Raw genomic sequence first — 23,644 nt, 5'->3', positions numbered from 1 at the left:
ATGGAAGATTATGTGCAGGTATATGTCAATGTAGATAATCAAGGCAATATAAAGCAATTAATCAGCGGGAAGATGATCGTAGCTGATGCTCCATATGATTACTTTTTCTACATGCCGGCTGAAGAAGCGGCTGCAATTGACCGCGGCAGGGTAGAAGTTGACGAGTATATGAAACCGCAATTGATTAAGGAGGGTGAATGATGAGATATGAAGAGGTTGGTCCTGGGTTATTAAGTGAAGATTTAAAGAAGCACAATAGAAACTATAAGGCTATTAGCGCTGATATTGATAGTTTGGGCGGGAAAGTAGATAACGCTATTGAGGAAGTTTCCACCGCAGCCTTTAATCAGGTTGTGGATGCTGCTAAATTGAACTGGAAAGAACCGGTTGCGACAGTTGCGGATCTGGCTACGACTTATCCAACTGCAGCTGCAGGTGATGCTTCAATGACCCGTGACACAGGAAAAGTTTACAGATATGATGGTGCTGATTGGGGAGAGATCCAGCAGATTGATGCAGGTCCGGTGAATGAAGTTGACACTAGACTTACCGACCTGTTGGCAGAGACAGAAGAAGAACTTAATGATACTTATTCTTTTTCGGAAGTATTTGATCCATCAATAGTTGCAAGAGAAAATGGTCGTCATATTGCATTTGGTTCTATTTGCAGACTTGCAACATTAAAAGATGTGAGTTTGCCTAATAGAAATTTACTTGTTTATCGAAGCGGAACTTCACATCAAAGCAATGGAATTATAAAGGGTGTGATTGTATCAGATAGAGCAGAGGCAATGAGTGAACCTTTTACAATCGCCGCACCTGCTGATTACTCAAATATCGGCAGAGGTGGGATAGCAACACCAAATGATTTCCGTGATCCAAACTTGCTTCAATTGCCAAACGGTCAAATTCTTCTTACTTTCTTTGCTTTGAATTTTGCAGAAAATGATGATAGAACACAGATGGAGACTTATGCAATGCTTGGTACTTTTAACAGTACGTTTCGAACTATCGACTGGACTTCACCAACTCTATTGTTAAATCGCGCAGGGTTAATGGCATACGGAAAACCTATTATCAGCGGTAGTTTTATATATTCAGCAACCTACGAAGGGAACTGGACAGGGAAACCTGATAGCACTTATAAGGGTTATGTGATTCAAGCGCCTTTAAACGATCCCTTAAATTGGTCAATTGTCGGAACGCCTTTCTTTGAACATGGTTCTTACTTATACACAGAACCTATCTTGAGAGAGAGACCGGGTGGCGGATACTTTATTCAGACTCGAAAAGAAGGTCAAGGTTTTATTGAGATTGTTCGTTTTGACTGCGCTACAATTAACGGAACGTGGAGCGCTCCGGTTACGATTTACGAAGGTTCTGCTCATGCTAAAGGTTTGGAAGTCCTATCTGACGGAACCTATTTTACTGGTATAAGACTGAAGGGTAATTATCCGGGTGTGGCTATACTAACTACTAACGGATCAGCAGCAGAACCCGTATCTTTGAAACTTTCAGGTGTTGTACACACTAATCAGATTCCGTCAGATGAAAGTGGATATATGGAATTTATGAAGTTAAGCGAAGAAGAATATCTTGGTACTTTTTTTACGGAAACAGGTAGAACGATACAGTGTTTTACTTTTTCAGTTGCAATGATTAAGAATAAAAAAGTGAGAGAAAACGAGTCCGCTTTTCCTATCAAAAAAGTTATAGGCGCTGAAAGATTATCTTCAGATGTCCATTTGGGTTTTACAGCCGCAAGAAGTTTTAATTTGCTAAATAACCCGACACTGCATATACCTTTTGGTTTAGGTAATGCGCCTTACTGGTCAGGGACAACAATAGGTAAGTCAGACGGCTTGGAAGCAGACGGTCCGGGTTCTGGATACGCCAAAGTAACTACAAGCGGGGGTCAGGTGACACAGAGATTAAAAATGTCTTTAAGTAGGTTATTCGAAAAGCAACCGATTGTAGCAGCAGCTAGAATTTACTGTAAATCAAAGAACCGGGTGAGGTTGCTTATCACTTTTGGCACTCAGGTCACATCTGTTTATCACAACGGCACAGGCTGGGAAACAATCACCTTACAAATTAAACACGCAACGGGGCATTCGTCTGCCACCAACGGTACGAAAGACGACACAATCATCTTTCAATTTTCCACAGGGGTGGGCGATTCTATTAATTATTATGTTGATTGGGTCACTTGTGGTTTTGGGGAGACGATCCCGGAAGTTGCGAATACATCAATCGAGAGAGTCAGCTCAATGGCAAGGGTATTATTGAATTCAAAAACGAATACATTTACAATCGCTGATCTTGGATTACCCAGCCCTGCATCATCTCAATTGTCATATACCGTGAACTTGCTAGAAAGTAATTTTGAAATTCTAGGTTATTCGGTGACTAAGACGACAACTACTTTCACAATCACACTTACTGACGGCACTCTATGGGGTAGTAATAAATTTGCAACCTTAGAGTTGATAGGGCTAGGTTAAAAAAGAACTTTCCAACCATTCGAAATATTGGTAAACTATAAAAAGTTATCAAGTGGTTGGAAAGAGGTTTTTGAATGCAAAAAAGACAAAGAGTTGAATTACTAGATTATTTAAGAGGATTTATGGCCCTCTCGATATTGGTATACCATTATTCAGCATGGATTGGAATTCAGTATTTCCCACTACTTGACAATGTTATTTCAAGATTGGGACTCTATGGAGTACTAGCTTTTTATGTGTTAAGCGGAGCGAGTATGGGCATTGTTTATTCACAAAAAACCATGAAAAAGAGCTTTTTAATTGATTTTTCAATTAAACGTTTTTTCAGGCTTGCTCCTCTTTTTTATATTGCAACCACAGGCATGGTAACCCTTATTTTTATAGAAGGATTTATCAGCGGTGACTATTCAAAACTACCGAGCGTAAGAGAATTAGTTTTGAATTACACTCTAACATTCGGCTGGTTATCTCCGGATAGCTATATAACTACTGGTGCCTGGTCAATAGGTAATGAGATGGTGTTTTATTCAATACTTCCATTTATGCTTTTTTTGCTGAATAAGTCTACAAAGTATCTTTACGTTTTCTTTGTCGGAACAATACTGGCGTCTGCTTATTTCAGCTTACACCTAATTGATCCTACGCAAAGTCTCGAAAGTCAGTGGGCGACATATATAAACCCAATTCATTTGCTTTACTTGTTCACCGCCGGTTTTATAATCGGAACTTTGCTGAAGCACGGAGTTCAAATTAGAAAAAAATATTTACTTTTGTTGCTAGTTATTTCAATATCAGTGTTTGTCTTTCTACCAGCGGATGATGCGAACCGGATAAGTTATGTAACTGGTTATCACAAGATTTTGTTTTCAATATCTGTTTTCTCCTTCTGTTTATTTGCAACTTTTTGGGGCGAAACTAAAAAAAATGTATTTACAAAAATCTTTAAATTCTTAGGAGATACTTCTTACTCAATATATTTGGTTCATCCATTAGTATACATTGTGCTAAAAGTAATTTTCGAATTTACGAGTATTACGAATCCTATTTTACTAATTTTACTTTCCGCATCACTCACATTGATTGCATCCAGCGTCATATACAAATACGCTGAGGTGCCTTTTGTAAACCGCGGGAGATCAGTAAGTGAAAAGGCGACAAGAAAATCACAATTAAAAGAAAGCACAAATGTTGTTTAGGAACAAACAGGTCGGTAAAAATAAATAAAAGTAACTAAGGATTGCACGCATTTGTGCAGTCCTTTTTCTATTATATTTTAGGGGGTCTTTATGCTTTTAAAAAAGAGTGGAGGAAAAGACATGAAGGCACGTTATGAAAACTATATGGATGTATTAGCGCTTTACCAGTCGGGTCTGCTTATCATGACCGGGCTGTTTTTTATTATCAACGCAGATCGGATCAGCATGGAGGCTGAAGTATACCAGTCAATGGCAAAGCTTGCTCCTTTCGAGTTTTACGGGATTGCCTTTTGTGTTGCCGGGGTGCTGCTGTTTCTTGGCATGGTCAGTGAAACAAATGCTCAGTACTTCTATTACTGTGGAGGTGCTTTACTTTCTGCATGCTTGATGATCGTCTATGCAGCTGCAGGATTTGAAAATACGAAATCATCCATTACCAGTTATCGTTATCTCTATGTGTCAGGCTGGTTTATTGCGATGTGTAGTCTGGGGGTGTTGTCGTGGCAGGCGAAGGTCAGGGAGCGCAAACAAGAGCAGAACCGCAATTAAAGGAATATGTGAAGTGGAAGGAATTTAATGAGTATCGCGAAAAGGACAAGGCCGAATGGCGAGAAGCGATTGAAAAAACGAATGAATCTGTGAATGGATTGAAAGAGTCAGTTGCGATGATTGTACCCACACTTCAGTCGATAGACAAGAACATATCCGAAATGAAGGACAGCTTTAAGGATGTGTCGACTGATCTTAAAAGCCATGATGAACGACTGGACAACCATTTTATCGAGATCGATCGACTTAAAAACAAAGAAGGTTTGAAAGTTGAAAAGGAAAAAGGGAAAAACAACCTTGTTGCGCTTGTGGTTACCGGACTTATCGGTAGTGGGGGTCTTATCACTCTTGCTGTAAATTTATTATTTTAGGAGGACGACAAAATGAAAAAATCAACAGCCGGGCACATCCGATTAGGTGTGCTCTTATTTGCGATTATCAATCAGGCATTAGTAGTTGCTGGGTATAGCCCTCTACCATTCAGTGATGCTGATGTTGAGCTATTTCTATCAACCGTTTTCACAGGAGTGTCTTCATTAGTTGCATGGTGGTACAACAACCCCACTACTAAAAAGGGTAAGGAAAAGGAAGGTGAAGTATAATGTCATATCAATTTGAAAATCTCCCGCAGCTCACAGATCAGCGCGGGAAACTTCCATCTAAAGGGTCATACAGTAAGCGTAGTGTCTCTCTATTAGAATGTACAAGAACATGGCATCATTCCCTCACAAGAAAGCACTTAGGGGGATCTGATGCTATTTCTTTTGCCAAATATCATTCAGGTACTTTAGGTTGGCCGGGCATCGGCTATCATCTTGTGATTGAGCCTAAAAACATCATCCAGACACCTAAAGGACCACGCGCAAGAATTGTATATGCGAACGATCTTACACTGATGACTTATCATGTAGGCAACAGCAATCCGTTTTCGATTGGTATCTGTGTAGCTGGCGATTACAGATATGATGAGCTTGACGATGCTACAAAAGCATCTATTGATGAGCTGCAGGCTGCACTTGTAGCTGACAATATCGGAAAAGATGATAAATCGCATCATGAAATGGCCGGATACGCTTGGAAGTCTTGCTGTGTATTTGACTACAATCAAATTTTTAAGTTTCTTGACCATAAACCAGTTGAGAAAGCACCTGACACATACACGATCCAGCAAGGTGATACATTGTGGAATATCGCCAATAATGATGATGGTATTACCGTTGCGGATCTATTAGCTGCTAACCCTGGCATTTATCCAAGTAACTTGAAGATCGGCCAGGTGATTAAATTAGGCGCAGCAAAAGGTCAGGCAGCAAAGCCAGTGAGCAAACCAGCACAATCTACAGCTGCAGACAAACCGCAAACACCATCAATTGTCGTAGGACAGCGCATAACGCTCTCTGCAAGCGCCCGGACATATGCAACAGGTGAAAGTATTCCTGCGTCAGTGAAAGGCAAGCAATACACTGTCATGCAAATTAATTCAGATCGTGTGCTGCTGAAAGAGATCCTGTCATGGGTTAAACGTTCAGACGTTGGCGTTTCCACAGCAAGTACAGTTAAATCAATCGCTCAGATGGCTCAGGAAGTTATTGACGGCAAACGTGGATCAGGTCACGATAACCGCAGACGCTCATTAGGTATCAGTGTGGCTGAATACGAAAAGGTCCGGGCAGAAGTCAACAGAATTTCAGGAGCACCTGCAGCGCCGCGTAAAACAGTCAGTCAAATGGCGAATGATATTATCAATGGTCGCAACGTGCCAACTGGACATGCTGCCCGGCAGAAGTGGTTAGGTGTTGACAGCGCTACTTATGAAAAGGTGCGTGCGAGGGTTAACCAATTATTGAAGTGATGTGATATAATGTATTTACAGCACATCTTTTGGTGTGACTGTCCAAACGGCAGATGGACACGACTACGAAATGTAAGTACAAGCCTCTGCTGTGATTATACTCTCTCATCGACAAGGGGAACTGGCGACGGACACCTGTTACTTCGTTGAGTATTGTATAATTTAATTTAGCTGATCTGCCAAGCTGCAGAAACAGAATGCCGGATTTCGCATTGCGATTGCCGGCCTTTTATTTTATGTGTTATAATGAGGTTGTCCTTAGTTTTATTATTAATTAAAAATAAGTTGAAGCCCCCACTTTGCAGAGTGAGGGCTTTTTTATTTATCACACAAATATCACAGACTGAAAAACTTCTGCATACCGATACATATCATTTTAAAATAGATGCTATAATTCTTATTGAAAAAACTCACTGTACACACCGCTGAATACCATCAAAAACCACAGCGAGTTATGGAGGCTATACATGAAAAAAGGATCGGACCATCAAAAAGGAAAGCTTGTGCCATTTACCCAGACAGGTGAGAGCCTGTATAAAAGAGGGATGGCCATTTATCAAAAAGGTCAGCTTGAGAAGGCTGTAAAATATTTAGGAAAAGCGGCCGAGCTTGAGCCGGAAGAGCCAATGATTGCACTTCAGATTGCGATGATTGAAACAGAGCTTGGGCATTTTCAGGAGTCAAATGATCGTCTGAAGCGTATAAGTGAATCAACCGATCCGTCTATGATAGAAATTCATTATTTTATGGCAAACAATTATGCACACCTTGGCTTATTTCAGGAAGCGTATCGCCATGTAAATACGTATTTAGAGGATCAGCCGGATGGTGAATTCTCAGAGGATGCAGAAGATCTGCTTGATCTTTTACAGTTTGAGGATGAAGACGGCTTTGATGATGAATTCGAGCAGGATGACCTGATTATTCATCAGGAAAAAGCGGGGAAGCTGCTTGCTGATGGAAAGTTCAAGGAAGCGATTGAAGTGCTTGAAGATGTGGTTGACCGCTATCCGGATTACTGGTCAGCCTATAATAACCTTGCACTTGCCTACTTTTATCAGGGGGAAACGGAACAGGCTTCAGCAATTTTGACTGAAGTACTGAACAAAAATCCCGGCAACCTGCATGCATTATGTAATTTAGCCGTATTTTATCATTACCAGGGACACAAAATGGAATTAGAGGCACTTGTAAAAGCGCTTGAGACGGTGAGACCGTTTCTGATTGAACACCGCTTTAAGCTGGGGGCAACGTTTGCTTTACTCGGAAAGCATGAGCAGGCGTATGGCTGGCTTAAGAGCCTTGCAAAAAAAGGGTTCGAGGGTGACAGCGGTTTTCATTACTGGCTGTCGCATTCAGCCTGGCATTCAGGTCATAAGAAAGCAGCTGAAGAAGCTTGGAAACGAGTGCTTGAAGAGCAGCCTGAAAAAGCGGGTCAGGAGCCATGGAACCGTGCAACGACCCGTAATGATGAAAAACTAAAAACTTTTTATCCGGAAGAGCGGATGTTTATTCTATTTAAAGATATTCAGGAGTCGGACAGCTATTTAAAAGAAGATGCACCTGAATACTTTACAGAGATTGAAAAATCATACTATGATATGCTGCGAGCCGATGAACCTCAGGATACACCGATCAGCAGAGCGCATATGGTAGCATGTGAGCTTTTAAAACACTTTGATCTGCACGAAAAGGCACATCAGGGATTATTCTATATGTGGTTTCATATTGTTTACCACGGATCTGAAAACGGGTATGCATTCCAAAATATAGAGGGTCTGTCAGCTGCTGTAGAGTATCTGTGGCGGAAGGTCAGAGGATCAAAGCTGACGCAAAAAGAGATCGCTGCCAGATACGGGATTGCGCCCGGAACGCTTGCCAGATATAAGCGCGAGCTTGAATTATACTTGCCGTAAGCAGATGATTGGACGATTTATACACCTTGGATTACGATATATTGTAGATAAATTATGAACTCATCAAAAAGGAGTGTCATTTCATGACGGAAGAAAAAATTTATGACGTAATTATTATTGGCGCTGGACCTGCAGGGATGACGGCTGCTGTATATACTTCAAGAGCGAACCTTTCAACACTGATGCTTGAGCGCGGTGTACCGGGTGGCCAGATGGCAAATACAGAGGACGTTGAAAACTATCCTGGATTTGACCACATTCTTGGACCTGATCTTTCAAACAAAATGTTTGAGCACGCAAAAAAATTCGGTGCTGAATATGCATATGGTGATGTGAAGAGCATTGAGGACGGCACAGATTACAAAACAATTAAAGCTGGTTCAAAAGAATATAAAGCACGTTCAGTACTGATCACAACCGGTGCTGAATATAAGAAGCTAGGCGTGCCGGGTGAAAGAGAACTTGGCGGACGCGGCGTATCTTATTGTGCAGTATGTGATGGTGCATTTTTCAAAGGTAAAGACCTTGTTGTTGTCGGCGGCGGAGACTCTGCTGTTGAAGAGGGCGTTTACCTGACACGGTTTGCAAACAAAGTGACAATTGTTCACCGCAGAGATGAACTGCGCGCACAGAAGATTCTTCAGCAGCGTGCATTTGATAACGAAAAAATTGATTTCATCTGGAATTCAACGATAAAAGAAATCAATGACAAAGACGGTAAAGTCGGTTCAGTTACGCTTGTATCAACTGAAGACGGCTCTGAAACTGAATTTGCTGCAGATGGTGCGTTTATCTATATCGGTATGGTGCCACTGACTAAGCCGTTTCAAGGTCTTGGTATCCTGAATGATGAAGGGTATATTGAGACGGATGAAAAAATGCAGACAAATGTACCTGGTATCTTCGCAGCTGGTGACGTCCGCGATAAGACGCTTCGTCAGATTGTTACTGCAACAGGCGACGGCAGTGTCGCTTCTCAGGCAATCCAGCACTATGTAGAAGAACTTGCTGAGTCTTTGAAGGTTCAGTCTTAATTAAATGATAGTCTATAACAACCGCTGGTGATTTCCGCGGAGGACTGCGCTTTCCTGCCCCCGGGCGGTGAGCCCCTGCACGCTTCGCATGCACGGTCTCACCTGTCCCTTTCCTGGGGCGGGAGTCTCCGTCCTCCGCTCCAATCACCAGCTTTTTGTGTTTAAAAATCATCTAAATAAAGATATTATTTAGATTAAAACTGATCGTTATTGTGAGCATAAGCGGATTCCGAAACTTTGTGTGCTTTTAACAAAGTCCATCAACCTATTCGCACTGCAGGTGATTGGAGCGTAAGGGGGCGACTCCTGCAGCGGAAAGGGACAGGTGAGACACTGTAATGGCACGGAAGTGGCTAACCGCCAGGCCGCGGAAAGCGTCCCCCTGAAGCGGAAATCACCTGCCAAACTATATAACAAATAACTTTTTATCAATAACCAAATCTTTATCTAATCGTTACCAAACTGTAACCGCCATGCAACAATTAATGGGTATAGTAAGACCATAAGTAATTGACCCCCTTTAGTATATATATTTTTGGCACGGACACCGAACATGTCCGTGCCCTTTTTTTGTGCTCATAACAAAAAGGAGATTCTCATATGCATAGAGAAGGAGACAGTACGGCTTCATTGTGAGAGGCTGTGAAACCATGTATAATAAAATGAATGAGCAAAAATGAGCAGGTGATATTGTGCAGAGGATAACGAATTGTGTATATATAAAAGATAACCAGGCGCTGCTTCTCCAAAAGCCGAGAAGAGACTGGTGGGTTGCGCCGGGCGGTAAAATGGAGCCGGGTGAATCTATCAGGGATGCCTGCATCAGAGAATACCGTGAAGAAACAGGGATTTATGTGAAAAATCCTGAAATCAAAGGGATTTTTACTTTTATTATAAAAGAAGGAAATGAAGTCATTTCAGAGTGGATGATGTTTACGTTTCTTGCAACAGAGGGTGATGGTCTGATTCTGGATGAGTCACCTGAAGGTATTTTGCAGTGGCAGCCAGTCGAAGCGATTCAGTCACTTGATATGGCTGAAGGTGACCGTCATATTCTTGAGTATGTCGTTCACGGGCAGGGCGTCATTTATGGAACGTTCACTTATACAAAAGATTTTGAGCTTTTATCCTATCGTCTGGATCCTAGCTGAGGGGGGAGTGTCGTCATGTCAACAGATATGGAATTAGTGATTATAACTGGAATGTCGGGAGCAGGGAAAACTGTGGCGGTTCAAAGCTTTGAGGATCTTGGTTTTTTCTGTGTAGATAATCTGCCTCCGACGCTTTTACCGAAGTTTCTTGAACTGATGAAGGAATCAGGGGATAAGATGAATCGTGTGGCGGTCGTTATGGATTTAAGAGGAAGAGAGTTTTTTGATTCTCTTTTTGAAGCACTTGATCAGTTTGATCATGAAGAAAGATTAAAGCCGCGTATTTTATTTCTTGAAGCAGATGACGAAGCACTTGTGAGACGGTACAAAGAAACAAGACGTTCACATCCGCTTGCACCTGCCGGACTTCCTATGGAAGGCATTAAGCAGGAGAGGATTCTGTTAACTGAATTAAAGGGACGCGCGCAGACAATTTATAATACTTCAAGTTTAAAACCGAGAGAGCTGCGTGAGAAAATTCTTCATGAGTTCTCAGTGAATAAGCAGTCTTTATTTACAGTGAATGTGATGTCGTTTGGATTCAAGCACGGGCTGCCGATTGATGCAGACCTTGTATTTGATGTAAGATTCCTGCCGAATCCGCATTATATTGATCATATGAGACCCCAGACAGGCCTGGATGAAGAAGTTTCTGAGTATGTAATGAAGTGGAATGAGACAAAGAAGTTTCTGGAGAAAACGATTGATCTGCTTCAGTTCATGCTTCCTCATTATAAACGTGAAGGCAAAAGTCAGCTTGTGATCGCAATCGGGTGTACTGGCGGACAACACCGCTCAGTGGCACTGACTGAAGAGATTGCCCGTGCATTTGCCAAAGATTATCACACTCAGATTACGCACCGTGATATTCATAAAAAGCAGGGTGCACCGAAAAAATGAGTCAAAAAGGTAAAATTGTTGTGATTGGGGGCGGGACAGGCCTGTCTGTTCTGCTCCGAGGGCTGAAACAGCACCCGCTTGATCTGACAGCCATTGTCACGGTGGCAGACGACGGAGGAAGCTCGGGCAGAATCAGAGATGACCTGAAGATTCCGCCTCCGGGTGATATCAGAAATGTGATTGCTGCATTATCTGACGTTGAGCCGCTTGTAGAAGAGATGTTCCAATACAGATTTGCGAGTAAGAACGAATTAAGCGGCCATTCGCTGGGGAACTTAATTATAGCAGCGATGACATCGATTACCGGCGACTTCGCGCACGGGGTAGAAGAAATGAGTAAAGTATTGAATGTCAGAGGGCGCGTACTGCCTTCAGCTAACCAGAGTATTGTCCTGTCCGCTCGGATGGAAGACGGTACAATTATTAAAGGTGAATCGAAAATCCCGTTTAGCGGAAAAAAGATTGACCGTGTGTTTTTATCACCAAAGCATGTGAAAGCACTGCCGCAGGCTATAGAAGCGATTGAGGAAGCCGATATGATCATTATCGGACCGGGCTCGCTTTATACGAGTATTCTGCCTAATCTTCTTGTAAAAGAAATTGGTCAGGCTGTCTTAAAAAGTACTGCTCCTAAAGTATATATTTGTAACCTGATGACTCAGGCCGGTGAAACGCTGAACTACACAGCTTCTCAGCACGTAGAAGCGATTTACAAGCATCTGGGTGCAAGGTTTATGGATTATGTACTTGTAAATAATGAAAACGTTCCTGCGGAGATCCGCTCACTTTATGATAAAGAAATGGCGGAACCCGTAAAATTTGATGTAGATCGTCTAAAAGGACTCGGACTTCAGGTGGTTTATGATAAAATAATCATTAATCGCGAAGGGCTCATCCGTCATGATACTGATCGTGTCGCAAAGATTGTTGTCCGCTTAATGGCTGAAACAAAGGATCAGCTTGCGTAGTTAGTGAAAGAGGGAGGCGGAAAAGACACATGTCGTTTGCGTCAGAAACGAAGAAAGAACTCACCCAGATAGAAGCAAATGATTGCTGCTCAAAAGCAGAATTGTCTGCGCTCATCCGGATGAATGGATCACTGTCTTTTTCAAACAGGGTGCTGATTGTTAATATTCAAACAGAAAATGCGGCAATTGCCCGCAGAATTTATACACTTATCAAAAAGAACTATATCGTGCAGGTGGAACTGCTTGTGCGAAAGAAAATGAGATTGAAGAAAAACAATGTCTACATTGTCAGAATTGCAGAGAAAGCGCGGGATATTTTAGAGGATCTGAATATTTTAGGTGAAGGCTTTCAGCTGAATCATGAAGTTACTCCTGCATTAATTGGCAAAAAATGCTGTCAGCGCGCTTACTTAAGAGGCGCATTTTTAGCTGGCGGTTCAGTCAATAACCCGGAAACCTCATCGTACCACCTCGAAATCTTCACAATGTATGAAGAGCATAACGATTCTCTGGCTAATCTCATGAACCAGTTTGATCTGAACGGTAAGACGATTGAACGTAAAAAGGGCTTTATCACTTACCTGAAAGAAGCCGAAAAAATCACTGAATTCTTCAGTATTATCGGTGCGCATCAGGCGCTTCTCCGCTTCGAGGACGTGCGGATTGTAAGAGATATGAGAAACTCTGTCAATCGCCTTGTAAACTGTGAAACGGCTAACCTGAATAAAACAATTGGTGCAGCGCTCAGACAGGTTGAAAATATCCGTTTTATCGAGAGGACAGCGGGGCTTGGTATCCTGCCAGATAAGCTCAGGGAAATTGCTGAGCTCAGAGTTGCCTATCAGGATGTCACGTTAAAAGAACTTGGCGAAATGGTCTCCGGCGGCGCTGTCAGCAAGTCCGGGATTAATCACCGTTTAAGAAAAATTGATCAGATTGCTGAGAAAATGCGCAAGGGTGAAATGGTAGGAAACTAAGTTCAGGAGGAGATCAGATGCAGCAAAAAGAAGTTACAGTCAGGTTGAAAAGTGGATTGCAGGCACGTCCTGCATCCATGTTTGTTCAGGAAGCTACAAAGTTTTCTTCAGATGTGTATATTCAAAAAGAAAATAAAAAGGTAAACGCTAAAAGCATCATGGGCTTAATGAGTCTTGCGCTCGGTTCAGGTGAAAGCTTTACATTAATCACTGATGGTACTGATGAAGAAGCTGCGATGCAAACGCTTGCAGCTTACGTGGAAGAAGAGAAATAAGCAAAATCCCTTTTCGGTTAGGCCGAAAGGGGATTTTTAAAATATATCAGTCGTTTAAAGGGAATCACAGAAGTAACGGCGAAATATAAAGAAGACAATAAAATAGCCGATCACTCATCAGAGTGATCGGCAGGGTACGCCCTCGAAGGGAATCGAACCCCTATCTCAAGAACCGGAATCTTGCGTCATATCCATTAAACTACGAGGGCACGTTTTAACGATGCTTTTCTATTATAATAAATGGATTTTACGAATGCAAGAGAAGTTTTACAGTTAGCGGGATGGTTCAGACTTGTACATCACATGCTCAGATGGGTATGATGAAGGGAAGAAAGAAAAGTCATATTGTTTGACCTTGTTTGACCTTCGTTGTAAGATGACAGTACATATTGTTGCAACACCACCACTAGATCGTTAAAGGAGGATTTTCAAATGAATTTAATTCCTACAGTTATTGAACAGACTAACCGCGGTGAGCGTGCATACGACATTTATTCACGTTTACTGAAAGACCGTATTGTCATGCTAGGAAGCGGAATTGACGATAACGTTGCAAATTCAATCGTATCTCAGCTGCTATTCCTTGAAGCTGACAATCCGGATAAAGATATCTACCTTTATATCAACAGCCCGGGCGGAAGCATCACAGCGGGTATGGCTATCTATGATACAATGCAGTTCATTAAGCCGAAAGTACACACAATCTGTATTGGTATGGCAGCATCAATGGGTGCATTCCTATTAGCTGCAGGTGAAAAAGGTCACCGCTATGCGCTACCTAACGCTGAAGTCATGATTCACCAGCCACTTGGCGGTGCCCAGGGTCAGGCTACAGAAATTGATATCGCTGCAAAACGTATCCTGTTCCTGCGTGAGAAGCTGAACAAAATTCTTGCTGAACGTACTGGTCAGGATTTCGAAACAATTGCAAAAGATACTGACCGTGATAACTTTATGACAGCTGAGCGTGCGAAAGAATATGGTCTGGTTGATCAGATCATGGACCGCAACAAGCTTGATAAAGAAGGTAAATAAGTTTTAAACCAGCCGGTCTCTCTTTGTGAGGGACCGGTTTTTCATTCCTTCAAGATTGGCTGGGATTTACGTTTCAGAGGAACGCTTTCCGGGACCGGGCGGTGAACCATCAGGCTTCGCCATGCTTTGTTTCACCTGTTCCTTTCTGCTAGCCGCCCTTTTCCACTCCAATCCCGGCTGTGCAGGTATAAAGATGGACTCTCACAATTCTTCAATCATATTATCTGTACAAAAATTAAACAGGGGGTAATTTAATTGCTCGTCCACTACTACACGCGCAAAGATTGCGGCTTGTGTGAAGAAGGAAAGTTAATGCTCAATCTTGCCAGGGAAGATTACGGCTTTGAAATTGTTGAACGTGATATTGATACGTCTGATGAATGGACGGAGAAGTATGGGCTGATGATCCCTGTTGTGGAAGTAGAGGGAGAAATAATTCAGGCCGGTAATATTGATTTTGTGACAATAAGTAAACGTTTTCAAAAAATGTCTTGACTTTATTTCTTGAAACGTTATAAGAACCTTGCTATGATTAGAGATGTAGCAGGGATCTTTTTTTTGGACTGAACGGGACATAATATGTCTACGCGGGACAAAAAATGACCAGGAACACTTCGATGTCAGGATATTGCCGGGCCTTGAAGTGATGTTTCACTGAAAAGGAGCTTTGATATGGCAAATATAATTGACATCCAAAAGCGTCTGGTGCCTGACCTGCTTGATAAGATTCAACTGAAGTACCAGGTTTTGAGGTCAGTCAGGTTTTTACAGCCTGTCGGCAGAAGAAGTCTTGCACAGTCTCTTGGCATGACGGAGCGGGTTTTAAGGAAAGAGGTTGAGCAGTTAAAAGCACAGGATCTGATCCACATTCATTCTTCAGGTATGAGCCTGACGAAGGATGGAATGGAAATCCTTATTCCACTTGAACGCATGATCAACGAGATATCGGGTATAACCTTAATGGAGCATTCATTAAAAGACATGCTGAAAGTCAAAGAGGTAATGATTGTACCCGGTGACAGTGACGACTCGCCATGGGTGAAGGAAGAACTTGGCCGTGCAGCGATCCAGAGTATGAAGCCTTATGTCGGCACTGACACAGTGATTGCAGTGACCGGTGGTACAACAATGTCTGCAGTAGCGGGCATGCTGACGCCTGACTTTGCCACACCGGAAACATTATTTGTCCCGGCGCGTGGCGGTATTGGTGAGGATGTTCAGAATCAGGCGAATACCATCTGCTCGACAATGGCACTTAAATCACGTGCTAAGCACAGGGTATTATATGTGCCGGATCAGGTCAGCCGTGAAGTGTATGAATCGATTATGAAAGAACCTGCTATTAAAGAAGTGATGTCTCTGATTACTTCTGCAGATATCGTTCTTCATGGAATCGGTGACGCTCATACAATGGCTAAACGACGCAATACTTCAGAGGATCACTATAAAATGATTGCTGAAGGACAGGCAGTAGGCGAAGCGTTCGGTTACTACTTTGATGTTGAAGGCAATATTGTCCACAAAGTAAAAACGATCGGTCTTCAGCTGAAGGACCTGGGCAATGTACCTAACGTATTTGCCGTAGCCGGAGGACATTCCAAGGCACAGGCAATCCGCGCTTATTTTAAAGGCGCACCACAGACTTCTTCGACACTGATTACAGACGAAGGAGCAGCAAAAGAGCTTTTGAAAGGGTAAGACCTTTTAAAATATATTAAAGCACCATCCCCAAACATTCTAAGGAGGAATTATTCATGACAGTGAAAATTGGAATTAACGGATTTGGACGTATCGGACGTAACGTATACCGTGCAGCACTTAACAACCCGGAAGTAGAGGTTGTAGCAGTAAACGACCTTACTGATGCTAACATGCTTGCACACCTTCTACAGTATGACTCAGTGCACGGAAAGCTTGATCAGAAAGTAGAAGTAGATGGAGACGACAACCTTCTTGTTGACGGTCACAAAGTAAAAGTACTTGCTGAACGTGATCCTGCAAACCTTCCATGGGGCGAGCTTGGCGTTGAGATCGTAATCGAATCAACTGGTATCTTCACTAAAGGTGAAGCTGCTGCTAAGCACCTTGAAGGCGGAGCGAAGAAAGTAATCATCTCTGCACCAGCTAACGGTGAAGACCTTACAGTAGTTATGGGTGTTAACGAAGACAAGTATGACCCAGCTAGCCACAACGTAATTTCTAACGCTTCTTGTACAACGAACTGCCTTGCACCATATGCGAAGGTTCTTAACGACAAGTTCGGTATCAAGCGCGGTATGATGACGACAGTTCACTCATACACAAATGATCAGCAGATTCTTGACCTGCCACACAAAGACTACCGTCGTGCGCGTGCAGCTGCTGAAAACATCATCCCAACTTCAACTGGAGCTGCAAAAGCAGTATCTCTTGTACTTCCAGAACTTGAAGGCAAGCTGAATGGTATGGCTATGCGTGTACCAACGCCAAACGTATCACTTGTTGACCTTGTAGTTGAACTTGGTCAGAACGTAACTGCTGACGAAATCAACTCTGCACTTAAAGAAGCTGCAGAAGGCGACCTTAAAGGAATCCTTGCATACAGCGATGAGCCACTTGTATCAACTGACTACAATGGCAACACAAACTCTTCAATCGTAGATGGTCTTTCTACAATGGTTCTTGAAGATAACATGGTAAAAGTACTTTCTTGGTACGATAACGAAACTGGTTACTCAAACCGTTGTGTAGACTTAGCTGCTTACATGGCTGAAAAAGGACTGTAAGAAGTCTGGATTTAAATAGAGTATGATTGGTCTTTCGGCCGGTCATCCCTTATAATAAGAGGGTGAAACGGGGAGCGGGGAATGATCCCCACTCCCTCTTTTTCATCCGCTTGCCAATATATTGAAGGAGGCCTGTATTCAATGAACAAGAAAAGCATGAAAGATGTTGATCTTAAAGGGAAACGGGTATTTTGCCGCGTAGACTTTAACGTACCGATGAAGGACGGAGAAGTGACAGATGATACACGCGTGCGTGCAGCTCTTCCTACGATCAAGTATTTAACAGAAGCTGGAGCGAAGGTGATTTTAGCGAGCCACCTTGGACGTCCAAAAGGTGAGGTTGTTGAAGAACTTCGTCTTGCACCTGTTGCAGCGCACCTGTCTTCACTGATTGGAAAAGACGTGAAAACAGTTGAGGAAGCATACGGTGAGAAAGCTGAAGAAGCTGTTTCTTCTCTTGAAGAAGGAGACATTCTCGTTCTTGAAAATGTGCGCTTCTATCCTGGTGAGGAAAAGAACGATGCTGATCTTGCAAAGCATTTTGCAAGCCTTGCTGACGTTTATGTTAATGATGCATTCGGAGCGGCACACCGTGCACACGCTTCAACTGCAGGTATTGCAGAACACATCCCGGCTGTATCAGGTCTGCTGATGGAAAAAGAGCTTGAAGTACTTGGTCAGGCATTATCTAATCCGGAGCGTCCGTTCACAGCAATTATTGGCGGAGCAAAAGTAAAAGATAAGATCGGTGTGATCGATCATCTGCTTGATAAAGTGGATAACCTGATTATCGGTGGCGGCCTTGCTTATACATTCGTAAAAGCACAGGGTCATGAAGTCGGAAAATCTCTTTTAGAAGAAGATAAGATTGATCTTGCAAAACAATTCATGAAAAAAGCAGAAGACAAAGGCGTGAAGTTCTATATGCCGGTCGATATCGTCGTAGCGGATGATTTCTCAAACGATGCGAATATTAAAGAAGTTTCTGTCGATGACATTCCATCTGACTGGGAAGGTCTTGATATCGGACCGAAAACACGCGAATTGTACCGTGATGTGATCCTTCAGTCCAAGCTAGTGATCTGGAATGGACCAATGGGAGTATTTGAACTTGATTCATTTGCAAATGGTACAAAAGCGGTAGGACAGGCCCTTGCTGATGCACAGGATACATATTCTGTCATTGGTGGAGGAGACTCAGCTGCAGCAGTCGAGAAGTTCGGCATGGCAGATAAAATGAGTCATATCTCAACAGGTGGCGGTGCCTCTCTTGAGTTTATGGAAGGTAAAGATCTTCCAGGCGTTGTCGCACTAAACGATAAATAAACCGGGAAAGGATGATTATCAATGCGTAAACCAATTATTGCAGGAAACTGGAAAATGAATAAAACAGCATCTGAGGCGAAAGCTTTTACTGAAGAAGTTGCTTCAAAAGTACCTTCAAATGAGAAGGTGGATGCTGTAATCTGTTCACCGGCACTATTTTTAGCAAATCTTGTGGATTTAACTAAAAACTCAGATGCCGCTGTAGGTGCACAGAACATGCACTTTGAGGAAAATGGAGCTTTCACAGGCGAAACAAGCCCTGTGGCACTTCAGGACCTTGGCGTGCAATATGTGATTCTTGGACACTCTGAACGTCGTGACATGTTCAATGAAACGGATGAGTCAGTAAACAAGAAGACACATGCTGCATTTAAGTACAGCCTTACACCGATCGTATGTGTAGGTGAATCTCTTGAGCAGCGCGAAAACAACGAAACAAAAGACTTTGTCGGTGGCCAGGTGAAGGCTGCACTTGAAGGATTATCTGAAGAACAGGTAAAACAGACAGTGATTGCATATGAGCCTATCTGGGCAATCGGCACGGGTAAATCTTCAACTGCAGAAGATGCAAATGAAGTATGTGCACACATCCGCTCAGTTGTAGCTTCAACTGTGTCAGAAGCTGCTGCAGAAGCAGTACGTATTCAGTATGGCGGCAGCGTAAAGCCTGCTAACATCGCAGAATATATGGCACAAAGCGATATTGACGGTGCACTTGTTGGCGGTGCAAGCCTTGAAGCAGATTCATTCCTAGAACTAGTGGAGGCTGGCGCGAATGCGTAAAGCCCCTGTTGCATTAATTATTCTTGACGGTTTTGCGCTGCGCGACGAAACAAAAGGAAACGCAGTTGCAAAAGCAAACAAGCCTAACTTTGACCGATACTGGGAAACCTATCCCCATAATACACTGACAGCAAGCGGTGAAGCTGTCGGACTTCCGGATGGGCAAATGGGTAACTCAGAGGTTGGTCACCTGAATATCGGAGCAGGACGCACGGTATATCAGAACCTGACGCGTATTAACATTTCAATCCGTGACAAAGAATTTCATTCTATCCCGGAATTTCTTCGTGCGGTTGATAATGCAAAGCGTCACAACAAAGCACTTCATATCATGGGGCTGCTTTCTGACGGCGGCGTACACAGTCATTATGAGCATCTTTTTGCACTACTTGAGATTGCAAAAGATGCCGGACTGACAAAAGTGTACGTTCACGGATTTTTAGATGGACGCGACGTTGCTCCTTCATCAGGTCTTCAGTATATTGCGGATGCTGAAGCAAGAATGAAAGAGATCGGCGTCGGGGAATTCGCAACCATTTCCGGCCGTTATTATGCAATGGACCGTGACAATCGCTGGGAACGCGTTGAAAAAGCGTACCGTGTGATGGTTGACGGTATGGGCACTACATTCAGTTCAGCTGAAGAAGGTGTTCAGGCTTCTTACGATGAAGAAGTGTACGATGAATTTGTCATTCCTTTTGTCATTGAAAAGAATGGTGAGCCTGTTGGCAGAATTGAAAATCAGGATTCAGTGATCTTCTTCAACTTCCGTCCTGACCGTGCAATTCAGATGTCAACAGCCCTTACAAACCCTGACTTCCAAGGGTTTGAACTGGGTCAGAACAAGCCTGAGAATCTGCAGTTCGTCAGCTTTACACACTATAGTGATAAAGTGCGTGCTGACGTAGCATTTAAAGCAAAAGACTTAAAAAACACAATTGGTGAAGTGCTTTCATCTGAAGGCCTTACTCAGCTGCGTATTGCTGAAACGGAAAAGTATCCTCACGTGACGTTCTTTATGAGCGGCGGTCGTGAAGAGAAATTCCCTGGCGAAGAACGTATCCTGATTGATTCACCAAAGGTGGCAACGTATGATCTGAAGCCTGAAATGAGTGCATACGAAGTGACGTACGCGTTACTTGATGCAATTAATGAAGACCGATTTGATGCGATTCTGCTGAACTTTGCGAATCCGGATATGGTTGGACACAGCGGGATGCTGGAGCCGACTGTAAAAGCGATTGAAACTGTAGACGAATGTCTTGGTAAAATTGTTGATCTGATTCATGAAAAAGGTGGACATGCCATTATCACAGCAGACCACGGTAACTCTGATGAAGTCATTACGACTGATGACAAGCCGATGACTGCGCATACAACAAATCCGGTACCGGTGATTGTAACAAAGGAAGGCGCAGAGCTACGCGAAGGCGGAATTCTCGGCGACCTTGCACCGACTATGCTTGATTTGCTGAAGGTTGAAAAGCCTGAAGAAATGACTGGTGAGTCACTTATTAAGAAGTAAGGTTTCCTTTAAACGCAGACCTGCGCTTCAGGCGGACGCTTTCCGGACGGCGGTTGCTGAGCCTCCTCACCTTCGGTTGCGGGGTCTCAGCTATCCCGCTGCTCGTCCCGGAGTCGCCGCCTTACGCTCCGGTCTGCTGGATGCTTTTTAATAAAAAGAAACAAGAGAACTTCCGGATTTTGTTTCGTACACAATAAAATGTAAGGTAGTAATTCATGATGTAGTGCACTTCCGGCCTGCAGAATGAATTTTGCTATCAAATGAATTTGCACCTAGTTGATTGAAGCGCAAGGGGGCGGCTCGCGGAAAGGGACAGGTGAGACCATACGGCGAAGCCGGAGGGGCTCACCGCCCGGCCGCGGAAAGCGTCCCCCCTGGAGCGGAAATCAACGGACAAAGTATAAAAGTAAAATATCCCGAAAATCACTTAAAAAAGAGGAGAGATTTTAACATGCCATTTATCGTAGATGTATACGCACGTGAAGTAATCGATTCACGCGGTAACCCAACAGTAGAAGTTGAAGTTTACACTGAAAGCGGCGCATTTGGCCGTGCACTAGTACCATCAGGAGCTTCAACAGGTGAATATGAAGCAGTAGAACTTCGTGACGGTGACAAAGACCGTTACCTAGGTAAAGGTGTTCTTAAAGCAATCGAAAACGTAAATAACGTAATCGCGCCAGAACTAATCGACAGCTATTCAGTACTTGACCAGGTATCAATCGACCATGCAATGATCGAGCTTGATGGTACTGAAAACAAAGGTAAATTAGGTGCTAACGCAATCCTTGGTGTATCTATGGCCGTTGCTCATGCAGCAGCAGATTACCTTGATGTACCACTTTATCAGTACCTTGGCGGATTCAACGCGAAGCAGCTTCCAGTGCCAATGATGAACATCCTTAACGGCGGAGAGCACGCTGATAACAACGTAGACATCCAGGAATTCATGGTAATGCCTGTAGGCGCTGAAACTTTCCGTGAAGGACTTCGTATGGGTGCAGAAATCTTCCATTCACTTAAATCAGTTCTTAAAGACAAAGGTCTTAACACAGCTGTTGGTGATGAAGGTGGATTCGCTCCGAACCTTGGTTCAAACGAAGAAGCACTTTCAACAATTATTGAAGCAATCGAAAAAGCCGGCTACAAGCCAGGTGAACAGGTTCTTCTTGCAATGGACGTAGCTGCTTCTGAAATCTTCAATAAAGAAGACGGCAAGTATCACCTTTCTGGAGAAGGCGTTGTGAAGTCTTCTGAAGAAATGGTGAACTGGTATGCTGAAATGGCAGACAAGTATCCAATCGTATCAATCGAGGATGGCCTTGATGAAAACGACTGGGACGGCTTCAAGCTGTTAACTGAAAAGATCGGTGATAAAGTTCAGCTAGTAGGTGACGATCTATTCGTTACAAACACTGAAAAACTTTCACGCGGTATTGAGCAGGGGATTGGTAACTCAATCCTGATCAAAGTGAACCAGATTGGTACATTGACTGAAACATTTGATGCAATCGAAATGGCGAAGCGCGCAGGTTACACTGCAGTGATCTCTCACCGTTCTGGTGAAACTGAAGATGCAACAATCGCTGACATCGCAGTTGCTACAAATGCAGGTCAGATCAAAACTGGTGCTCCATCACGTACTGACCGCGTTGCGAAGTACAACCAGCTTCTTCGTATCGAAGATCAGCTTGGTGCAACAGCACAGTACCTTGGTGCTAAAACGTTTTATAACTTAGGTTAATGATAAAAATCCTCTCTGCCTTTAATGGCAGGGGGGATTTTTTTGTGGCGGCGCAGTGTGGGGACGGAGCTTATTGTGCCGTTTTTGTAATGATTCTAAATGTGGCGCGCTCCGTCCCCGGTGTTCCGGCTGACATCTTTCAAAGCCTTTTTCATACAATAACTTTGAGGTGAAAAACGTGACAAGAGTAAAACATACGAGTAAGGACATTGATCTGATTGCAAGGATGATACGGGCTGAAGCTGAAGGTGAGGGGAAGCTTGGCATGCTGATGGTTGGAAATGTGATCGTGAATCGTGCTGTAGCCGACTGTCTGGATTTCAGGGATGTGAGGACGATCAATGATGTGATTTTTCAGATTCAGGGTAATAATTATTCTTTTGAGGCAGTACAAAAAGGTAATTTATTTTATAGTCCGGCAAGAGATTTAGAGAGGGACTTAGCACGTCAGGTGATTAAATCCTGGAGGCAGCACCCTTCCAAATATGCGCTATGGTACTTTAATCCATATGCGCCATGTCCACCCACCTGGTACAATCAGCCATTCTCAGGTCAATTCAAACTTCACTGCTATTATGAACCACAGGCTAATACGTGTGAGAGTGTTTATAGATAGTGAACATAGCAGTCAACGATTATACGCTGAACAGCCCTCTCCGCCCAAAAAGGCAGAGGGGATTTTTTGTTGAGTTAGCTGAGAAGGCTTTTACGCTTTAGGTTAAGGTACGAAGTGAAGTGTATGAACATCAGAATTAATTTTGTCATCTATAAAAGCAATTGCAAAATATCCATTAACACCAAACCTAAAAATGTTACCGCGTTTAGATAAAGTTAAAAGGGATATAATATTAATACGCTTTATTATCTGAATAAATAGAATATTTAGTTTATTGTTTTGTTTTTATCAGATATAATAAAGACATAAAGTGCAGGCTGTTTTTGATTCTACAAAAGAAGGAGGGGCTTTTGATGGAACAAATCATTATGTGCGAAGTGAATAGCTGCAAATTCAACAGAGATGGTACGAGGTGCGGTGCAGAGAAAATCCATGTTGGACCTCATAAAGGTCGTGCTGAATCCAGTGATGAGACAGATTGCAAAACCTATGAGCATGTATAAGAAAAAGCGGCTGCCGTGCGAAGCA

The 23,644-nt window shown here is 43.0% G+C and carries 23 protein-coding genes, 1 tRNA gene and 1 pseudogene; 24 read left to right on the top strand and 1 reads right to left on the bottom strand.

The genetic code is table 11. The annotated features are described in order from the left end of the window. The 14 genes from DH10bf12_RS17015 to DH10bf12_RS16950 all read left to right on the top strand — a co-directional run bounded on the left by DH10bf12_RS17015 (nucleotide 1) and on the right by DH10bf12_RS16950 (nucleotide 13,322). Entirely contained in the window at nucleotides 1–201 is a 201-nt protein-coding gene (locus tag DH10bf12_RS17015; protein WP_471736403.1) for a hypothetical protein, read from the top strand. Beyond that, a complete protein-coding gene (locus DH10bf12_RS17010) occupies nucleotides 201–2,504 on the top strand; it encodes a hypothetical protein (RefSeq protein ID WP_471736402.1) in 2,304 nt (767 codons plus the stop codon). The genes DH10bf12_RS17015 and DH10bf12_RS17010 overlap by 1 nt, the downstream gene beginning before the upstream one ends. 74 nt (nucleotides 2,505–2,578) lie before the next feature. After that, the gene (locus tag DH10bf12_RS17005) at nucleotides 2,579–3,700 is read left to right on the top strand and encodes an acyltransferase family protein (RefSeq protein WP_471736401.1); all 1,122 of its coding nucleotides are present in this window, start codon (nucleotides 2,579–2,581) and stop codon (nucleotides 3,698–3,700) included. Between the two features lie 120 nt (nucleotides 3,701–3,820). Continuing rightward, nucleotides 3,821–4,249 carry a hypothetical protein gene (locus tag DH10bf12_RS17000; protein ID WP_471736400.1) on the top strand — a complete coding sequence of 143 codons (429 nt, stop codon included), beginning with the start codon at nucleotides 3,821–3,823 and terminating at the stop codon, nucleotides 4,247–4,249. After that, the gene (locus DH10bf12_RS16995; protein WP_471736399.1) at nucleotides 4,201–4,620 is read left to right on the top strand and encodes a hypothetical protein; all 420 of its coding nucleotides are present in this window, start codon (nucleotides 4,201–4,203) and stop codon (nucleotides 4,618–4,620) included. Before DH10bf12_RS17000 ends, DH10bf12_RS16995 begins: the two co-directional genes overlap by 49 nt. A gap of 12 nt (nucleotides 4,621–4,632) precedes the next feature. Next, the gene (locus DH10bf12_RS16990) at nucleotides 4,633–4,851 is read left to right on the top strand and encodes a phage holin (RefSeq protein ID WP_471736398.1); all 219 of its coding nucleotides are present in this window, start codon (nucleotides 4,633–4,635) and stop codon (nucleotides 4,849–4,851) included. Continuing rightward, complete coding sequence (locus DH10bf12_RS16985) at nucleotides 4,851–6,101, top strand: LysM peptidoglycan-binding domain-containing protein (RefSeq protein WP_471736397.1); 1,251 nt, start codon at nucleotides 4,851–4,853, stop codon at nucleotides 6,099–6,101. The genes DH10bf12_RS16990 and DH10bf12_RS16985 overlap by 1 nt, the downstream gene beginning before the upstream one ends. A 467-nt stretch (nucleotides 6,102–6,568) precedes the next feature. Further along, a complete protein-coding gene (locus tag DH10bf12_RS16980) occupies nucleotides 6,569–8,017 on the top strand; it encodes a tetratricopeptide repeat protein (RefSeq protein WP_471736396.1) in 1,449 nt (482 codons plus the stop codon). A gap of 62 nt (nucleotides 8,018–8,079) precedes the next feature. Next, nucleotides 8,080–9,051 (top strand): thioredoxin-disulfide reductase, encoded by a 972-nt coding sequence (gene trxB, locus DH10bf12_RS16975; RefSeq protein ID WP_471738261.1) that lies wholly within the window; start codon nucleotides 8,080–8,082, stop codon nucleotides 9,049–9,051. A gap of 692 nt (nucleotides 9,052–9,743) precedes the next feature. Beyond that, nucleotides 9,744–10,202 carry an NUDIX hydrolase gene (locus DH10bf12_RS16970; protein ID WP_471736395.1) on the top strand — a complete coding sequence of 153 codons (459 nt, stop codon included), beginning with the start codon at nucleotides 9,744–9,746 and terminating at the stop codon, nucleotides 10,200–10,202. 15 nt (nucleotides 10,203–10,217) lie between these two features. Beyond that, a complete protein-coding gene (gene rapZ, locus DH10bf12_RS16965; protein WP_471736394.1) occupies nucleotides 10,218–11,102 on the top strand; it encodes an RNase adapter RapZ in 885 nt (294 codons plus the stop codon). Then, entirely contained in the window at nucleotides 11,099–12,070 is a 972-nt protein-coding gene (locus DH10bf12_RS16960; RefSeq protein WP_471736393.1) for a gluconeogenesis factor YvcK family protein, read from the top strand. The genes rapZ and DH10bf12_RS16960 overlap by 4 nt, the downstream gene beginning before the upstream one ends. A gap of 29 nt (nucleotides 12,071–12,099) precedes the next feature. Further along, entirely contained in the window at nucleotides 12,100–13,047 is a 948-nt protein-coding gene (whiA, locus tag DH10bf12_RS16955; protein ID WP_471736392.1) for a DNA-binding protein WhiA, read from the top strand. A gap of 17 nt (nucleotides 13,048–13,064) precedes the next feature. Then, nucleotides 13,065–13,322, top strand: coding sequence for an HPr family phosphocarrier protein (locus DH10bf12_RS16950; RefSeq protein ID WP_471736391.1), 258 nt, complete (start codon nucleotides 13,065–13,067; stop codon nucleotides 13,320–13,322). Between the two features lie 137 nt (nucleotides 13,323–13,459). Here DH10bf12_RS16950 and DH10bf12_RS16945 read toward each other — a convergent pair. After that, nucleotides 13,460–13,531, bottom strand: a tRNA-Arg gene (locus DH10bf12_RS16945). 220 nt (nucleotides 13,532–13,751) lie between these two features. Here DH10bf12_RS16945 and clpP point away from each other — a divergent pair. The 10 genes and pseudogenes from clpP to DH10bf12_RS16895 all read left to right on the top strand — a co-directional run. Continuing rightward, nucleotides 13,752–14,357: pseudogene (clpP, locus tag DH10bf12_RS16940) on the top strand (ATP-dependent Clp endopeptidase proteolytic subunit ClpP); the annotation flags it as partial. 255 nt (nucleotides 14,358–14,612) lie between these two features. Next, on the top strand, nucleotides 14,613–14,852 hold the full coding sequence (locus DH10bf12_RS16935; RefSeq protein WP_471736390.1) for a glutaredoxin family protein: 240 nt from the start codon (nucleotides 14,613–14,615) through the stop codon (nucleotides 14,850–14,852). Nucleotides 14,853–15,029: 177 nt separating this feature from the next. Next, complete coding sequence (locus DH10bf12_RS16930) at nucleotides 15,030–16,055, top strand: sugar-binding transcriptional regulator (RefSeq protein ID WP_471736389.1); 1,026 nt, start codon at nucleotides 15,030–15,032, stop codon at nucleotides 16,053–16,055. 56 nt (nucleotides 16,056–16,111) lie between these two features. Further along, the gene (gap, locus tag DH10bf12_RS16925) at nucleotides 16,112–17,122 is read left to right on the top strand and encodes a type I glyceraldehyde-3-phosphate dehydrogenase (RefSeq protein ID WP_471736388.1); all 1,011 of its coding nucleotides are present in this window, start codon (nucleotides 16,112–16,114) and stop codon (nucleotides 17,120–17,122) included. 141 nt (nucleotides 17,123–17,263) lie between these two features. Continuing rightward, on the top strand, nucleotides 17,264–18,448 hold the full coding sequence (locus tag DH10bf12_RS16920) for a phosphoglycerate kinase (RefSeq protein WP_471736387.1): 1,185 nt from the start codon (nucleotides 17,264–17,266) through the stop codon (nucleotides 18,446–18,448). A 21-nt stretch (nucleotides 18,449–18,469) separates the two neighbouring features. Continuing rightward, nucleotides 18,470–19,231 carry a triose-phosphate isomerase gene (tpiA, locus tag DH10bf12_RS16915; protein ID WP_471736386.1) on the top strand — a complete coding sequence of 254 codons (762 nt, stop codon included), beginning with the start codon at nucleotides 18,470–18,472 and terminating at the stop codon, nucleotides 19,229–19,231. Then, complete coding sequence (gpmI, locus tag DH10bf12_RS16910; RefSeq protein WP_471736385.1) at nucleotides 19,224–20,756, top strand: 2,3-bisphosphoglycerate-independent phosphoglycerate mutase; 1,533 nt, start codon at nucleotides 19,224–19,226, stop codon at nucleotides 20,754–20,756. The genes tpiA and gpmI overlap by 8 nt, the downstream gene beginning before the upstream one ends. Before the next feature lie 451 nt (nucleotides 20,757–21,207). Next, nucleotides 21,208–22,500 carry a phosphopyruvate hydratase gene (gene eno / locus DH10bf12_RS16905; RefSeq protein ID WP_471736384.1) on the top strand — a complete coding sequence of 431 codons (1,293 nt, stop codon included), beginning with the start codon at nucleotides 21,208–21,210 and terminating at the stop codon, nucleotides 22,498–22,500. Between the two features lie 178 nt (nucleotides 22,501–22,678). After that, nucleotides 22,679–23,116, top strand: a complete 438-nt coding sequence (locus DH10bf12_RS16900; protein WP_471736383.1) for a cell wall hydrolase — start codon at nucleotides 22,679–22,681, stop codon at nucleotides 23,114–23,116. Between the two features lie 353 nt (nucleotides 23,117–23,469). Then, nucleotides 23,470–23,619, top strand: coding sequence for a DUF1540 domain-containing protein (locus DH10bf12_RS16895; protein ID WP_471736382.1), 150 nt, complete (start codon nucleotides 23,470–23,472; stop codon nucleotides 23,617–23,619). The last annotated feature ends 25 nt before the right edge of the window (nucleotides 23,620–23,644 follow it).

Source organism: Jeotgalibacillus sp. 10bf12, from assembly GCF_055597105.1.
This window is presented reverse-complemented; position numbering and strand designations above follow the sequence as displayed.

Excerpts from the sequence above, each read along its gene's own strand:
- DH10bf12_RS17015 (WP_471736403.1), top strand. The coding sequence starts at position 1 with ATGGAAGATTATGTGCAGGTATATGTCAATGTAGATAATCAAGGCAAT.
- DH10bf12_RS17010 (WP_471736402.1), top strand. The coding sequence starts at position 201 with ATGAGATATGAAGAGGTTGGTCCTGGGTTATTAAGTGAAGATTTAAAG.
- DH10bf12_RS17005 (WP_471736401.1), top strand. The coding sequence starts at position 2,579 with ATGCAAAAAAGACAAAGAGTTGAATTACTAGATTATTTAAGAGGATTT.
- DH10bf12_RS17000 (WP_471736400.1), top strand. The coding sequence starts at position 3,821 with ATGAAGGCACGTTATGAAAACTATATGGATGTATTAGCGCTTTACCAG.
- DH10bf12_RS16990 (WP_471736398.1), top strand. The coding sequence starts at position 4,633 with ATGAAAAAATCAACAGCCGGGCACATCCGATTAGGTGTGCTCTTATTT.
- DH10bf12_RS16985 (WP_471736397.1), top strand. The coding sequence starts at position 4,851 with ATGTCATATCAATTTGAAAATCTCCCGCAGCTCACAGATCAGCGCGGG.
- DH10bf12_RS16980 (WP_471736396.1), top strand. The coding sequence starts at position 6,569 with ATGAAAAAAGGATCGGACCATCAAAAAGGAAAGCTTGTGCCATTTACC.
- rapZ (WP_471736394.1), top strand. The coding sequence starts at position 10,218 with ATGTCAACAGATATGGAATTAGTGATTATAACTGGAATGTCGGGAGCA.
- DH10bf12_RS16960 (WP_471736393.1), top strand. The coding sequence starts at position 11,099 with ATGAGTCAAAAAGGTAAAATTGTTGTGATTGGGGGCGGGACAGGCCTG.
- whiA (WP_471736392.1), top strand. The coding sequence starts at position 12,100 with ATGTCGTTTGCGTCAGAAACGAAGAAAGAACTCACCCAGATAGAAGCA.
- DH10bf12_RS16950 (WP_471736391.1), top strand. The coding sequence starts at position 13,065 with ATGCAGCAAAAAGAAGTTACAGTCAGGTTGAAAAGTGGATTGCAGGCA.
- DH10bf12_RS16930 (WP_471736389.1), top strand. The coding sequence starts at position 15,030 with ATGGCAAATATAATTGACATCCAAAAGCGTCTGGTGCCTGACCTGCTT.
- gap (WP_471736388.1), top strand. The coding sequence starts at position 16,112 with ATGACAGTGAAAATTGGAATTAACGGATTTGGACGTATCGGACGTAAC.
- DH10bf12_RS16920 (WP_471736387.1), top strand. The coding sequence starts at position 17,264 with ATGAACAAGAAAAGCATGAAAGATGTTGATCTTAAAGGGAAACGGGTA.
- tpiA (WP_471736386.1), top strand. The coding sequence starts at position 18,470 with ATGCGTAAACCAATTATTGCAGGAAACTGGAAAATGAATAAAACAGCA.
- gpmI (WP_471736385.1), top strand. The coding sequence starts at position 19,224 with ATGCGTAAAGCCCCTGTTGCATTAATTATTCTTGACGGTTTTGCGCTG.
- eno (WP_471736384.1), top strand. The coding sequence starts at position 21,208 with ATGCCATTTATCGTAGATGTATACGCACGTGAAGTAATCGATTCACGC.
- DH10bf12_RS16895 (WP_471736382.1), top strand. The coding sequence starts at position 23,470 with ATGGAACAAATCATTATGTGCGAAGTGAATAGCTGCAAATTCAACAGA.